This window comes from Pseudomonas songnenensis (assembly GCF_003696315.1).
In the GTDB taxonomy this organism is placed as follows: domain Bacteria; phylum Pseudomonadota; class Gammaproteobacteria; order Pseudomonadales; family Pseudomonadaceae; genus Stutzerimonas; species Stutzerimonas songnenensis.
The window spans coordinates 647,895-662,680 of record NZ_RFFN01000003.1 but is presented as its reverse complement, the minus strand read 5'-3'; the positions used below and the strand labels follow the sequence as shown (position 1 = coordinate 662,680).

Below are 14,786 nucleotides of genomic sequence, written 5' to 3'. Positions count from 1 at the left end.
GGCCGACCCCGGCGGCCCTCCCCAGCAAATTGAGGTCAACATGAGTATCCAGCTCGACCAGCTCACCAGCTGGCTGAAAGAACGCAAGATCACCGAAGTGGAATGCCTGATCAGCGACCTGACCGGCATCGCCCGCGGCAAGATTTCCCCGACCAACAAGTTTCTCGACGAAAAGGGCATGCGCCTGCCGGAAAGCGTGCTGCTGCAGACCGTGACCGGTGATTACGTCGAGGACGACATCTACTACGAGCTGCTCGACCCGGCTGATATCGACATGTTCTGTCGGCCTGATCCGAACGCCGTATTCCTCGTGCCCTGGGCCATCGAGCCGACTGCCCAGGTGATCCACGACACCTACGACAAGATGGGCAATCCCATCGAACTCTCGCCGCGCAATATCTTGAAGCGCGTCCTGAAGATGTACGCCGATCGCGGCTGGCAACCCATCGTCGCGCCGGAGATGGAGTTCTACCTGACCAAGCGCTGCGAAGACCCGGACCTGCCGTTCCAGCCGCCGATCGGCCGCTCCGGCCGCCAGGAAACCGGCCGCCAGTCGTTCTCCATCGACGCCGCCAACGAATTCGACCCGCTGTTCGAGGACATGTACGACTGGTGTGAAGCGCAGGGCCTGGATCTGGACACCCTGATCCACGAGGAAGGCACCGCGCAGATGGAGATCAACTTCCGTCACGGCGAGGCGCTGCACCTGGCCGACCAGATCCTGGTGTTCAAGCGCACCATGCGCGAGGCGGCGCTCAAGCACAACGTCGCCGCCACCTTCATGGCCAAGCCGATGACCGGCGAGCCGGGCAGCGCGATGCACCTGCACCAGAGCGTCATCGACCTCAACACCGGGCGCAACATCTTCTCCAACGACGACGGCTCCATGAGCCAGCTGTTTCTGCACCACGTCGGCGGCCTGCAGAAGTACATCCCCGAGCTGCTGCCGATGTTCGCGCCGAACGTCAATTCGTTCCGCCGCTTCCTGCCGGACACCTCGGCGCCGGTGAACGTCGAGTGGGGCGAAGAGAACCGTACCGTGGGCCTGCGCGTGCCGGATTCCGATCCGCAGAACCGCCGTGTCGAGAACCGCCTGGCCGGAGCCGACGCCAACCCTTACCTGGCCATCGCCGCGAGCCTGCTGTGCGGCTACATCGGCATGGTCGAGCAGCTGCCGCCGAGCCAGCCGGTCAAGGGTCGCGGCTACGAGCGGCGCAACCTGCGCCTGCCGCTGACCCTGGAAGCGGCGCTGGAGCGGATGGAGACCTGCCGCGAGCTGGAGAAATACCTGAGCCCGAAATTCATCACCGGCTACGTCGCGGTCAAACGTGCCGAGCAGGAGAACTACCACCGCGTAATCAGCTCATGGGAGCGGGAATTCCTGATGCTGTCGGTGTAGGGCCGCTTCCGTCGGAGCCGGTCGTAGGGTGGATGACGCTTTTTTCTTCCACCGAACATGCACGAACTTTATCGAGAGGTGACTGATGAGCGATTCGCAAACCCTGCACTGGCAAGCGCTGAGCCGCGACCATCATCTGCCGCCGTTCACCGATTACAAGGCGCTGAACGCCAAAGGCACGCGCATCATCACCAAGGCGTCCGGCGTCTATCTGTGGGACAGCGAAGGGCACAAGATCCTCGACGCCATGGCCGGGCTCTGGTGCGTCAACCTGGGCTATGGCCGCGAGGAGCTGGTCGAGGCTGCGACCAGGCAGATGCGCGAATTGCCGTACTACAACCTGTTCTTCCAGACCGCCCATCCGCCGGCCGTGGCCCTGGCCAAGGCGATCGCCGACATCGCGCCGGCCGGGATGAACCATGTGTTCTTCACTGGCTCGGGCTCGGAAGCCAACGACACCGTGCTGCGCATGGTGCGCCATTACTGGGCGATCAAGGGCCAGCCGGCGAAGAAGGTGGTCATCGGCCGCTGGAATGGCTATCACGGCTCGACCATCGCCGGCGCCAGCCTCGGCGGCATGAAGGCCATGCACGAGCAAGGTGACGGCCCGATCCCGGGCATCGAGCATATCGACCAGCCTTACTGGTTCGGCGAGGGCGGCGACATGAGCCCGGAAGAGTTCGGCGTACGCATCGCCGACCAGCTGGAGCAGAAGATTCTCGAGGTCGGCGAGGACAAGGTCGCCGCCTTCATCGCCGAGCCGATCCAGGGCGCCGGCGGCGTGATCATCCCGCCCGAGAGCTACTGGCCGCGGATCAAGGAAATCCTTGCGCGCTACGACATCCTCTTCATCGCCGACGAGGTCATCTGTGGTTTCGGCCGTACCGGCGAGTGGTTCGGCAGTGACTACTACGGCCTCACGCCGGACCTGATGCCCATCGCCAAGGGCCTGACTTCCGGCTACATCCCCATGGGCGGCGTGGTGGTGCGCGACGAAGTGGTGCAGACGCTCAACGAAGGTGGCGAGTTCTATCACGGCTTCACCTATTCGGGGCATCCGGTGGCTGCAGCGGTGGCGCTGGAGAACATCCGCATCCTGCGCGAGGAAAAGATCGTCGAGCGGGTGAAGACGAAGACGGCACCCTATTTGCAATCCCGTTGGCAGGAACTGCTCGAGCATCCGCTGGTGGGCGAGGCGCGTGGTGTCGGCCTGCTCGGTGCGCTCGAGCTGGTGAAGAACAAGAAGACCCGCGAGCGCTTTGCCGACCCAGGCGTGGGCATGCGCTGTCGCGAGCACTGCTTCCGCAACGGCCTGGTGATGCGTGCGGTCGGTGACACCATGATCATCTCGCCGCCACTGGTGATCAGTGAGGAGCAGATCGACGAGCTGATCGGCAAGGTGCGTCTGTGTCTGGATGCAACGGCCAGGGATGCGCTGGGCTGAGCGTGCGGCAGTTGGCGGCAGCTGAGCTAAGGTTGTCGATTGCACACGGCTATGCGTTTGGCTTGTTGAAAAAAAGCCTCTGACCTTGCCAGACTGCGCGCGTGCTGGAAGCCAGACCTACCGAGGGGTGTGTCGATGCCGGCACACCGCCAGGCCGCCGCGCTGTTCATGGCCTGTTCCACTGCCCCGACATTAATGATGACAACAGGAGCTGCACGGATGAATCCCTTCGCCAAGACCCTTCTTGCCATGACGCTGGCCGGCACCGTTGCCGGGGCTGCGCAGGCCCAGGAAAAGGTACTGCACGTCTACAACTGGTCCGACTACATCGCCGAAGACACCTTGGAAAACTTCACCAAGGAAACCGGCATCAAGGTCGTCTACGACGTCTTCGACAGCAACGAAGTGCTGGAAGCCAAGCTGCTGGCCGGCAGCTCCGGTTATGACGTTGTGGTGCCGTCCAACCCGTTCCTGGCCAAGCAGATCAAGGCTGGCGTGTTCCAGAAGCTGGACAAGTCCAAGCTGCCAAACTGGGAAAATCTCGACAAGGACCTGCTCAAGGCACTGGAGCCGAGCGACCCGGGCAACCAGTACTCGATCCCCTACATGTGGGGCACCATCGGCATCGGCTACAACGTCGACAAGGTCAAGGCCGTGCTGGGCGACAACGCACCGGTGGACTCCTGGGACCTGGTCTTCAAGCCGGAGAACATCGAGAAGCTGAAATCCTGCGGCGTCGCGTTCCTCGACTCGCCGACCGAGATGCTGCCCGCCGCGCTGCACTACCTGGGTCATGCGCCGGATAGCGGCAAGGCTGACGAGCTGAAGAAGGCCGAAGACCTGTTCATGCAGATCCGCCCGCATGTCGCCTACTTCCACTCCTCCAAGTACATCTCCGACCTGGCCAACGGCAACATCTGCGTGGCGATCGGCTACTCCGGCGACATCTACCAGGGCAAGTCGCGCGCCGAGGAAGCGGCCAACGGCGTCAACGTCGGCTACAAGATTCCGAAAGAAGGTGCCGGTAGCTTCTTCGACATGCTGGCGGTGCCGGCCGATGCCAAGAACGTCGATAGCGCCCATGCCTTCATCAACTACCTGATGAAGCCGGAAGTGATGGCCTCGATCACCAACTACGTGCAGTTCCCCAACGGCAACGCCGCGGCCACTCCGCTGCTCGACGAAGCGATCCGCACCGACGAAGGCATCTACCCGAGCCAGGCGGTGCTGCAAAAGCTCTATACCTTCCCGGACCTCGATCCCAAGACCCAGCGCGCCATGACCCGCAGCTGGACCAAGATCAAATCCGGGCGTTGATTCAGCCGCTCGCGTGTCGGGTCGCATGAGGCATGCGTACCCGACAGGGGAGGCCACCACCGCCCCGGTTGGATGCCGGGGCGGGCGTTGCGTGGAACTGACAAGGCGAACGCGTCCGGTGGCGGTTCAGGCATTCCCGTTCATTCCCTTTTCTCGCAAGTGAACCGGCAATTACACCAAATCTGTTGATTTTCAGAGGTTTTTCCAATAAACAGCCCGCCTTTCCCGCCGGGATCACGCGCGGCCTGTAACAAGAGGACTCACCCCATGCGCTCGACCCTCAAGTCGCTGCTCGTCGCCGCCGCCATGACCGGTGCCGCGACCGCCCAGGCCGCCTCTGTGCACATCTACAACTGGTCGGATTACATCGGCGAAACGACGCTGGAGGAGTTCGAGAAGGAGACAGGCATCAAGCCCGTCTACGACGTCTTCGATTCCAACGAAACCCTCGAAGGCAAACTGCTCGCCGGCCGCAGTGGCTACGACGTGGTAGTGCCTTCCAACCATTTCCTCGGCAAGCAGATCCGCGCCGGTGCGTTCCAGGCCCTGGACAAGAGCAAGCTGCCGAACTGGGAACATCTCGACCCGGCGCTGCTCAAGCAGCTGCAGAAGAACGACCCCGGCAACGCCCATGCCGCGCCCTATCTGTGGGGCACCAATGGCATCGGCTATAACGTCGAGAAGGTCAAGGCCGCCCTTGGTGTCGATGAAATCGACTCCTGGTCGGTGATTTTCGAGCCGGAGAACGCGGCAAAGCTGGCCAGCTGCGGCATCGCCTTTCTCGATTCGGCCGATGAGATGATCCCGGCCATGCTCAACTACCTGGGCCTGGACCCCAACAGTGAGAACGCCGCGGATTACCAGAAGGCCGAAGAGAAGCTCCTGGCCGTGCGTCCGCATGTGCGTTATTTCCACTCGTCCAAGTACATTTCCGATCTCGCCAATGGCAATATCTGCGTCGCCGCCGGGTTCTCCGGTGATGTGTTCCAGGCTGCGGCCCGCGCCGAGGAAGCCGGCAAGGGCATCGAGATCGCCTACGCCATTCCCAAGGAGGGTGCCAACCTCTGGTTTGACATGCTGGCCATCCCCGCCGACGCCAGCAACGTCGAGCAAGCCCATGCATTCATCAACCATCTGCTGCGCCCCGAGGTGATTGCCGCGGTGAGCGACTATGTCGGTTACGCCAATCCGAATCTCAAGGCAGGCGAGCTGATGGACCAAGAGGTGCGCGAGGACGCTTCGGTGTATCCGCCGCAGGAGGTGCTGGATCGGCTGTATGTCTCGGCCGAGCTGCCGCCGAAGATCCAACGACTGACGACCCGCGCCTGGACCAAGGTGAAGTCCGGCAAGTGAATCCCGTAGTCCGCTCCATTTCGTCCACGGTGCTGCCAGGACGAAGCGGGGCGGCCTGAACGAAGGGCGCGTCCGATGACGCGCTCGTTGCAACGACCACTAGATATCCGGCCCAGGCCGGCCAACCTTTTTCATTTCGGGAGTTCGCGCATGGCCGTTGCCTCCAGCGCCTACAAAAAAGCCCTCAGTGGCCAGAGCAAGAACAAGCAGGTGCTGCTCAAGATCGATCGTGTCACCAAGAAGTTCGACGAAACGGTGGCGGTCGATGATGTGTCGCTGAGCATCCATCAGGGCGAGATCTTCGCGCTGCTGGGTGGCTCGGGTTCGGGCAAGTCGACCCTGCTGCGCATGCTCGCCGGCTTCGAGCGCCCCACCGAAGGTCGCATCTTCCTCGATGGCCAGGACATCACCGACATGCCGCCCTACGAGCGGCCGATCAACATGATGTTCCAGTCCTACGCGCTGTTCCCGCATATGACGGTGGAGCAGAACATCGCCTTCGGTCTCAAGCAGGACGGCCTGCCCAAGGCGGAGATCGAGGAGCGGGTCAAGGAAATGCTTGGCCTGGTGCAGATGACCCAGTACGCCAAGCGCAAGCCGCATCAGCTTTCGGGCGGGCAGCGCCAGCGCGTTGCCCTGGCGCGCTCGCTGGCCAAGCGGCCCAAGCTGCTGCTGCTCGACGAGCCGATGGGCGCGCTGGACAAGAAGCTGCGCTCGCAGATGCAGCTGGAGCTGGTGCAGATCATCGAGCGCGTCGGCGTGACCTGCGTAATGGTGACCCACGATCAGGAAGAGGCCATGACCATGGCCGAACGCATCGCCATCATGCATCTCGGCTGGATCGCCCAGGTCGGCAGCCCGATGGACATTTACGAGACTCCGGCGAGCCGCCTGGTCTGCGAGTTCATCGGCAACGTCAACCTGTTCGATGGCGAACTGATTGAAGACATGGGCGACCACGCCGTCATCGCCAGCCCAGGCCTGGAAAATCCGATCTATGTCGGGCACGGCATCAGCACCCGTGCCGAGGACAAGCAGATCACCTACGCGATCCGCCCGGAAAAGCTGCTGATCGGCACCGAACTGCCGGAGCTGGAGCGTCCCGGCTACAACTGGGCCAAGGGCGTGGTCCACGACATTGCCTACCTCGGTGGCCACTCGGTGTACTACATCAAGCTGCCGTCCGGCGGTGTGCTGCAGGCCTTCATGGCCAACACCGAGCGTCACGTGAAGCTGCCAACCTGGGAGGAACAGGTGTACGTCTATTGGTGGGATGACAGCGGCGTGGTGCTGCAGGCATGAAGCGCTCGCCGTTGAATAGCGGACGCCGACTGGTCATCGGCGTGCCCTTCCTCTGGCTGTTCCTGTTCTTCCTGCTGCCGTTCGCCATCGTCCTGAAGATCAGCTTCGCCGAAGCCGATGTGGCGATACCGCCATATACCGACATCTTCGCCTACGCTGACCAGCAGCTGCAGGTACTGATCAATCTCGGTAACTACATCTTCCTCAGCGAAGACGAGCTGTATCTGGCGGCGTATCTGGGCTCGCTGAGGATCGCCTTCTTCAGCACGCTGCTCTGCCTGCTGATCGGCTACCCCATGGCCTATGCCATCGCCCGGGCGCGCAAGGATCTGCAGACGGTGTTCCTGCTGCTGATCATGATGCCGACCTGGACCGCCATCCTGATCCGCGTCTACGCCTGGATGGGCATCCTCAGCAGCAATGGTCTGCTCAACAGCCTGCTGCTCGGCATGGGCCTGATCGACCGGCCACTGCAGATCCTCAACACCGACGTGGCGGTGTACATCGGCGTGGTCTATTCGTACCTGCCGTTCATGATCCTGCCGCTCTACGCCAACCTGGTGAAGCACGACCCTAGCCTGCTGGAGGCCGCTTCCGATCTCGGCGCGCGCAACCTCACCAGCTTCTGGAAGATCACCGTGCCGCTGTCGAAGAACGGCATCATCGCCGGCTGCATGCTGGTGTTCATCCCGGTGGTGGGCGAGTTCGTCATCCCCGAACTGCTCGGCGGCCCGGAGACGCTGATGATCGGCAAGGTGCTCTGGCAGGAGTTCTTCAACAACCGCGACTGGCCGGTGGCTTCGGCGCTGGCGGTGGTGATGCTGGCGATCCTGCTGGTACCGATCATCCTGTTCAACCGGAACCAAGCCAAGGAACTGGAGGGCAAGCTATGAGGCGCTGGAGCTTTTCCAACCTGATCCTGGTGCTCGGGTTGCTGTTCATCTATCTGCCGATGGTGATTCTGGTCATCTACTCGTTCAACGCCTCGCGGCTGGTGACGGTGTGGGGTGGCTGGTCGCTGAAGTGGTACACCGGCCTGCTCGACAACTCGCAGCTGATGGGCGCGGTGATGCGCTCACTGGAGGTCGCCGCCTATACCGCAGTCGCCGCCGTGGCGCTGGGTACCATGGCTGCCTTCGTGCTGACGCGCATCCCGGTGTTCCGTGGCCGCACGCTGTTCGGTGGCCTGGTCACGGCGCCGCTGGTGATGCCCGAGGTGATCACCGGTCTGTCGCTGCTGCTGCTGTTCGTGGCCATGGCGCAACTGGTCGGCTGGCCGGCTCAGCGCGGCCTGGTGACCATCTGGATCGCGCACACCACGTTCTGCTCGGCCTACGTCGCGGTGGTGGTGATGGCGCGTCTGCGGGAGCTGGACCTGTCCATCGAGGAAGCAGCGATGGACCTCGGTGCGCGGCCGTGGAAGGTGTTCTTCCTGATCACCATGCCGATGATCGCGCCGTCGCTGGCCGCGGGCGGCATGCTCTCCTTCGCCCTGTCGCTGGACGACCTGGTGCTGGCGAGCTTCGTCTCCGGTCCCGGCTCGACCACCCTGCCCATGGAGATCTTCTCCGCCGTGCGCCTGGGCGTGAAGCCGGAAATCAATGCCGTGGCCAGCCTGATCCTGCTCAGCGTGTCGCTGGCGACCTTCCTTGCCTGGTACCTCACCCGGCGCGCCGAAAAACGCCGCATCCGCGCCATGCAGCAGGCGATGGATGAGACCGCTGGCAATCCCACCTGGCGCCAGGTGATCGACAGCCGCAAGGTGCTGGTACCGCCTTCGGCGCATACCTGATGATGGTTTGAGCAGCAAAACGAAAAGGGCGCATCGATGCGCCCTTTTCGTTTCAGATGGATTGTCCCCTGCCGCAGAGCGGTAGGGAATAACGCGAAGCTTATCCACCGCCGCGCCTTTTCCGTCCCCGAGCTCGCATTCACGGCTCGGTTGTCTGTTCGCCTGCAGCGAATACCGCGACCAGTTGCCGATCACCGCTCAGGTCCGGCAGCCCGACCCCGTGCTGCGTTCATCCATCGGCTCTTCACATCCCGTACCACCGTCCGGGCGCGGGCGCAGCCAGATCGGTGCCATGTAGCGTAGCGCCAGGCCAAAGACTGTCAGCCAACCGAGCCCGGCGAGCATGTTCAGCAGCGGCACGGGAGCGCCCGGCAGCCCCGCACTGGCACGCAGCAGCGCGGCGAGCACCAGCAGGCAGGTTGCGATCGGCACCCAGCGCCGCTGATCCAGTGCATAGCCACTGTGGGTACGCCCGGCGATGCACAGCACCGCGAGAATCGAGACGCCCATGGCCCCGAGTGTCAGCAGATGACGCCCTGCGCTGCTGGCAAAACCGTCGGCTAGCAGCGAGACACCCAGTGCGCCATAGCCCAGCGCCATCAGCCAGTACACGCTGTAGAGCATCAGCGACCAACGCTCCAGCAGCGCGCGACCGATGTGCCAGTCGTTGAGCAGGTTGAACATCGCGGCGGCTGCGGCCAGGGCCAGCCAGCCGTTCAGCGGCGCCGGGAGGGCCAGCCATTCGGCGAGGGTGAACAGGCTGACGCAGAAGATCGCCAGGTTGCGTCGTGGCGGGCGCGCGCGGTAGTCCTCGTCCACTTCATGCCCGGCATCCCGGCGTGCCTGAATGGCGTCGTTGAGGATGCGCATGGAGATTCGGCTCATGGCCACCACGATCAGCACCATCATCACGCCGATGCCAGCATACAGCCAGCGCATCGGGTACTGGCCGGCGACGGCGTCGACATGAAAGCCCACGGTCACCAGCGCCAGCGCGCCGAGCCCGCCGAAGAAGCCGTATTGTCGGCGCAGCGGGTCGCCCAGCAGGCGCGGTGTGAGCAGCACAACCAGAGCGATGGCGAAGGCACTGTTGAACAGCGCCGCCGGCCACGGCCCGATGACGCCGGAAAGCCAGAAGCTCAGCCGAGCCGCTAGCCACAGCAGTAGAAAGCCGAAACCTACCTGCCGACCGAATGCCGCGGTGGAGGTAAATTCCGGCACCGCGGTAAGGACGAAGCCGGCGACTGCCGCAAGGCCGAAGCCGAGCAGCATTTCGTGGGCATGCCAGACCAGCGGACCGCCCGGCACGCCTGGCAGCGGTATCCCGAAACCGAGAAAACCCAGCCAAAGTGCAACACCCACCACAGCCAGCAGCACGGTGGCGAGAAACAGCGGGCGGAAGCTGCACAGCAGCAGCGACCAGTTGGCGAGTCGCGGCGATAAGGTTTTCAGCATCGTGAGCGTGCTCTGCTGGCGAGGGGTAAGGGTGCCGCCTCGCGAATGGCGACTTTGGCAGCGTTAGGCAAGGTCTGCGGCGCGCGGGTGGCCAGGCCGAAACTCTCTCTTACGGCCGGCAACTGCAGCAGCTCGGCGGTGTGTTGGTAGATCCAGGCATCGCTGCGCTGCACGGCTGGCAGATCCAGCTCCAGGTGGCTGACGATGCGCCCCGGCGCCGCCGCCATGACCAGGATGCGGTCGGCCAGGCGCACGGCTTCCATCAGGTCGTGGGTGATCATCAGCACGCCCATGCCGCGTGCGGCCTGCTCGGCCAGCAGCAGGGCATAAAGGTCTTCCTTGAGGCCGATATCCAGCGCGGCGAAGGGTTCGTCGAGCAGCAGCAGATCCGGCTGCAGCACCAGCGCCCGCGCCAGGGACACGCGGCTCTGCATGCCGCCGGAAAGCTGGTGCGGAAACTTGCCGAGATCGCCCGCGGCCAGGCCCAGGCGCAGCGCGAGGGAACTGGCTTGCTGCAGGCGTTGCTGCCGCGCCATGCCGGCCGCCTTGAGCCCCAGGGCGATGTTGTCGAGCGTGGTCTTCCACGGCAGCAGCCGCGGTTGCTGGAACATGCTGGCGGGGTTGCCGAAACCGTTGTCGATGCGTCCTTCCTGTACGTCCAGCAGTCCGGCACAGAGGTGCAGCAGGGTGGTCTTGCCGCAGCCGGAGGGGCCGACCAGGGCGACCACTTCACCCGCTCTCAGGTTGAAGTCGATGCCGCTGAAGATCTCGTCGCGGCCGAAGGCGTGGGCCAGGCCGTGGATATGCAATTGCGTCATGAAGGCACCTCGCGCCAGCGCTCGACTTCGCGCTTGATCGGTTCCAGCAGCAGGTACTCCACCGCAAGCAGCAGGCCGACCACCGCGGTGATCCAGGCCATGGTCGCGCTGGTATCCAGGTGCGAGCGTGACACCGCCAGGGCGGCACCGACGCCATCCTGGGTGGCCAGCAGTTCGGCCATCACCACGATCTTCCAGGCCATGGCGAGCGCGGTGATCCACGCGGGGAACAGGTAGGACACGACGTGCGGCAGATAGACATCGAGCAACAGCATCCGCCGCGGCAGACGGAATGCCAGGGCCATGTCCTTGAGCTGGTTATCCAGCGTGCGGGTGCCTTGCAGTGCGCCGACGAACACCAGCGGAAAGCTGGCGATGAACACGGTGAACACCGGAGTGCCGTCGCTGGCGCCGAACCAGAGCATCGCCAGTACCAGCCAGGCGATTGGCGGCATGCCCATGAGCACGGTGACCAGCGGCCGCGCCATCATCGAGGCGGTCATGGAGACACCGGCGGCAAGCCCGAGCACGCTGCCGACTGCCACGGACAGGGCAAAGCCGAGCAGCGCCCGGCGACTGGTGGCCAGCAGCTCCGGCCAGGCGGCACCTTCATCGATCAGCTGGAGCAGGCGGGAAAAGGTCTCCAGCGGCGCCGGCAGCACCAGCGCGCCATAGTGACTGGCCACTGCCTCCCAGGCGGCCAGCAACAGAAACAGGCTGGCCAGCGCGCCCCAGCCGCTCCACAGATAGCTGGGCAGGCTGGTCAGCCAGCTGCGCAGGAGGCTCATGGCTGATCGCTGACTGGCGAGTAGAAGTCATCGGCCGGCAGCTTGCCGCCGATCAGCGCCGGATTCTTTTGCAACAGCAGCTCGAACAGATACTCCACTTCTGCCCGCGCCTCGGCGGCGGGCACGGCCTCCATCTGCGCCACGGCCAACGAATCGCTCACCGCTTCGGAGCTGAGCATCGGCAGATGCCTGGCGACCAGCTGGCCGCAGCGCTCGGCGTTGGCGCTGCACCATTGCAGCGAGTCGGCGTAGGCCTGGGCGATTCGCGCGGCGATTTGCGGCTGGTCTTTCACGCTGGCCATCAGCGCGATGCCAGCCTGCGGGATGCGTGCTTCGCGTTGCAACAGACGGCCCCATTCCTGTTGCAGGTCGACGCTGCGATACAGATCCGGCGCGACCAGTCCCAGCGGCCCTTCGCTGGCCTTGCGCAGGGCCATGGAGATGGCCGGCTCGGCGAGCAGGGCGTGGTCGGTACGGCGCATCAGCAATAGCTGCATGGCGTCGATGGGCGTGGCGACGTAGCGCAAACGCAGGTCCTTGCGCACATCGATGCCGGCACGCTCGGCCAGCAGGCCGAAGAGGATGTCCGGCATGTCGCCGCGGAACGGCATGGCGATTTCCTTGCCGCGCAGGTCGTCGAGGGTGCTCAGGCCCTGTTCGCGGGACACCAGCCAGAGCAGACCCCAGGTCGAAACGTTGAGCATGCGCAGCTTGGCGCCGCGGTTGTACAGGTTGGCGGCGACGTTGACCGGCATGGCCAGCAGGTCCGCCTGCTGGTTCAGCGCCAGCAGGCGCAGTTGGTCGGGATCGCGCCAGCTGACGAATTCCACCTTGTCCGCCAGGTCGTCCAGTGCGCCGGATTCGACCATGTGGATCAGCGGATTCGATACCGACGAAGAAGGGCCGGCCAGGACCAGGCGCGGCAGCTTGTCCGCCAGTGCCGGTGTACCGGCCGCCAGCAGGATGACCATCAGCAGATGGCGGAGCATCAGAAGCTCCCGCTCAGCGCGACGGTGATGCCGCGCCCGGGTGCTTGCAGCTCGTTGCCGCTGATGCCGTCGGCCAGATGCTCATGGTAGGCCTTGTCGAACAGGTTGCTCAGGCGCGCATCAAGGTTGGCGGTCTGCAGCACGCCGATCCTGCCGAAGCCCCAGCCGAGGCTGGCATCGGCGGTAACGAAGCCTGCGGTACGGTCTTCGCCGCCGCGGGTGAACTCGGTCGCTACACGATCCTGCTCGGCGACGGCACGCAGCTGCGCATGCCAGTAGAGGCCGCGCTCGGCTGGCTGGCCGATGCCCAAAGTCAACTCGTGGGCCGGCATCTGGTGCAGTGGTTCGTCGTCCTGTTTGTTCTCGCCGCGCAGCCAGGTGAAGCTGCCGTCCACCACGAAGGCGCCGACGCCCTTGCTGGCGCTGCCTTCAAGGCCGTAGATCACCACCTTGTCGAGGTTCTCGGTGCGCTTGATCGGCAGCCCGTTGGGGGCGTTGGTGCCGGTCACACGACCGGCGATGTAATCGTCGATGCGGGTGTGGAAGGCCGCCAGCTGATAGGTGAAATCGCCATCGCTACCCTTGAGGCCGAGCTCGAAACTGGTGGAGCGCTCCGGGTCCAGCTGCGGGTTGCCGACGTGGAAGTAGCCGTCGCCGCGCGGCGCATCGTCGTAGCGCTCGCGCATGTCGGCGGCGCGGTAGGCCTGGCCGACGTTGGCGTAGAGGTTCAGGGTGTCAGTCAGCGGATGCAGCGCGCCCAGCGACCACGACAGGTTGTGGTCGGTGCTGTCCAGGCCGCTGGTTGTAAATGAAGGACCGTTTCCCTTGGCTCGGGCGTCGGCGCTGATGCGGTCGTAGCGGGCGCCGGCCGTCAGGCGTGTCTGGCCGAGGTCGAATTCGTCCTGCACGAACAGCCCGTAGGATTCGATCTCGGCATCCTTGAAGGGGTCGTTGCGCTGGTTGTTGTTGAAGGTCGGCGGGCCATCCACGTAGCGTTCCGGATCGCCGGTCATCTTCCAGCCGTCGACGCCCACCGTCAGCAGGTGATCGGCGACCGGCACCACCCAGCTCGAGCGCAGCCCGTGGGTGATGAAGCTGACGTTGTTGCGTACATAGTCGCGGTCGAGCCGCTCGGAGTAGGCGCGGATCTCCCGGTACACCTCCTGACGATAGAGTTCGGTGGTCAGGGTGCCTTCACCGAGGCCGTTTTCCAGGCCGATCTGGAATAGCTCGCGCTGCTGTTCCGGCGAATGGATGGTCGCGGTGCCGAGCGGTACCGGGATGCCGGCACCGCCCGGCTGGCCACCGGTACGCGCCGAGCCCGGGTACCAGACGTCGCGGTCGGTGTGGCGCTGGACGTTCAGGTTGAGGCTGACATCCTCGGCCAGGCGCTGCTTGTACTTGAGCAGCAGGGTATCGGAGCTATAGCCGGTGTTCTCTTCGGTACCGTTGGGGCTCTTGTAGTCGTTGACCTTGCGCCCGGCAACGCCCAGCACCAGCGCATGATCGCTGCTGGAGTCGCGCAGCAGCGTGGCGCCGGTAAAGCCCTTGTCGACGCTGCTGGCGCTGGTGGAGAAGCGTCCGCCGCGTTCGTCCTGCTCGGTGAAGCGTGCCTGTGGCGTGATCAGGTTGACCACCCCGCCCATGGCGCCGCTGCCGTACAGCACCGAGCCCGGACCCTTGACCACTTCGGCGCGTTCCAGCAGGCCGAGATCGAGCATGGAGGCCAGCGAGCCCTGCGGCTGGCCGGAATTGACCCGCACGCCGTCGACCATCAGCACCACGCTTTCCTTCTTCATGCCGCGCAACACCGGGTTCTGCCCCCAGGCGCCGTCGCTATGCACGGCGAGCCCGGGCTTGCCGCGGAACAGGCTGCCGGCCGGCGCTGCCGTTTCGGTTGGCTGAGCCTGCAGCACCTCGATGGCTTGCGGAATGTCCTGCGTCGCGGCCTCGTAGCCCTTGGCGGTGACGACGGTTTCCTGCAACTCCAGGGGCGCGGCGAGTACGGAAGAGGTGCTGACGGCCAGGCAGGCCAGGGCTAGCGGGTGAAGGCGGAAAATCATCGAACGGCTCCCGGATATTTCGTCGGCGGTGATGCCGACTTGGATGGGAGCAATTCTCGTTTAACT

General features: G+C 64.4%; 12 protein-coding genes. 7 read left to right on the top strand and 5 right to left on the bottom strand.

Annotated features, from left to right (window positions below):
* Window positions 1-40 precede the first annotated feature (40 nt).
* The 7 genes from EA798_RS11750 to EA798_RS11715 all read left to right on the top strand — a co-directional run bounded on the left by EA798_RS11750 (window position 41) and on the right by EA798_RS11715 (window position 8,607).
* The gene (locus EA798_RS11750) at window positions 41-1,399 is read left to right on the top strand and encodes a glutamine synthetase family protein (protein ID WP_106157085.1); all 1,359 of its coding nucleotides are present in this window, start codon (window positions 41-43) and stop codon (window positions 1,397-1,399) included.
* An 85-nt stretch (window positions 1,400-1,484) separates the two neighbouring features.
* Window positions 1,485-2,843: an aspartate aminotransferase family protein gene (locus EA798_RS11745; protein WP_122099051.1), complete on the top strand. Its 1,359-nt coding sequence runs from the start codon at window positions 1,485-1,487 to the stop codon at window positions 2,841-2,843.
* A 219-nt stretch (window positions 2,844-3,062) separates the two neighbouring features.
* Window positions 3,063-4,160: a polyamine ABC transporter substrate-binding protein gene (locus tag EA798_RS11740; protein WP_106157089.1), complete on the top strand. Its 1,098-nt coding sequence runs from the start codon at window positions 3,063-3,065 to the stop codon at window positions 4,158-4,160.
* Window positions 4,161-4,427: 267 nt separating this feature from the next.
* Window positions 4,428-5,513 carry a polyamine ABC transporter substrate-binding protein gene (locus EA798_RS11730; RefSeq protein ID WP_122099049.1) on the top strand — a complete coding sequence of 362 codons (1,086 nt, stop codon included), beginning with the start codon at window positions 4,428-4,430 and terminating at the stop codon, window positions 5,511-5,513.
* 150 nt (window positions 5,514-5,663) lie between these two features.
* The gene (potA, locus tag EA798_RS11725) at window positions 5,664-6,815 is read left to right on the top strand and encodes a polyamine ABC transporter ATP-binding protein (protein ID WP_106157094.1); all 1,152 of its coding nucleotides are present in this window, start codon (window positions 5,664-5,666) and stop codon (window positions 6,813-6,815) included.
* Window positions 6,812-7,708, top strand: coding sequence for an ABC transporter permease subunit (locus tag EA798_RS11720; RefSeq protein ID WP_106157097.1), 897 nt, complete (start codon window positions 6,812-6,814; stop codon window positions 7,706-7,708). The genes potA and EA798_RS11720 overlap by 4 nt, the downstream gene beginning before the upstream one ends.
* On the top strand, window positions 7,705-8,607 hold the full coding sequence (locus EA798_RS11715) for an ABC transporter permease subunit (protein WP_106157099.1): 903 nt from the start codon (window positions 7,705-7,707) through the stop codon (window positions 8,605-8,607). Before EA798_RS11720 ends, EA798_RS11715 begins: the two co-directional genes overlap by 4 nt.
* Before the next feature lie 198 nt (window positions 8,608-8,805).
* Here EA798_RS11715 and EA798_RS11710 read toward each other — a convergent pair whose 3' ends face one another.
* The 5 genes from EA798_RS11710 to EA798_RS11690 are packed head-to-tail and all read right to left on the bottom strand — an operon-like array spanning window position 8,806 to window position 14,720.
* Window positions 8,806-10,062, bottom strand: coding sequence for an NnrS family protein (locus EA798_RS11710; protein WP_122099048.1), 1,257 nt, complete (start codon window positions 10,060-10,062; stop codon window positions 8,806-8,808).
* The gene (locus tag EA798_RS11705; protein ID WP_122099047.1) at window positions 10,056-10,880 is read right to left on the bottom strand and encodes an ABC transporter ATP-binding protein; all 825 of its coding nucleotides are present in this window, start codon (window positions 10,878-10,880) and stop codon (window positions 10,056-10,058) included. Before EA798_RS11705 ends, EA798_RS11710 begins: the two co-directional genes overlap by 7 nt.
* The gene (locus EA798_RS11700; RefSeq protein ID WP_106157106.1) at window positions 10,877-11,668 is read right to left on the bottom strand and encodes an ABC transporter permease; all 792 of its coding nucleotides are present in this window, start codon (window positions 11,666-11,668) and stop codon (window positions 10,877-10,879) included. Before EA798_RS11700 ends, EA798_RS11705 begins: the two co-directional genes overlap by 4 nt.
* The gene (locus EA798_RS11695; RefSeq protein ID WP_122099046.1) at window positions 11,665-12,657 is read right to left on the bottom strand and encodes an ABC transporter substrate-binding protein; all 993 of its coding nucleotides are present in this window, start codon (window positions 12,655-12,657) and stop codon (window positions 11,665-11,667) included. Before EA798_RS11695 ends, EA798_RS11700 begins: the two co-directional genes overlap by 4 nt.
* Window positions 12,657-14,720: a TonB-dependent receptor plug domain-containing protein gene (locus tag EA798_RS11690; RefSeq protein ID WP_122099045.1), complete on the bottom strand. Its 2,064-nt coding sequence runs from the start codon at window positions 14,718-14,720 to the stop codon at window positions 12,657-12,659. The genes EA798_RS11695 and EA798_RS11690 overlap by 1 nt, the downstream gene beginning before the upstream one ends.
* Window positions 14,721-14,786 lie beyond the last annotated feature (66 nt).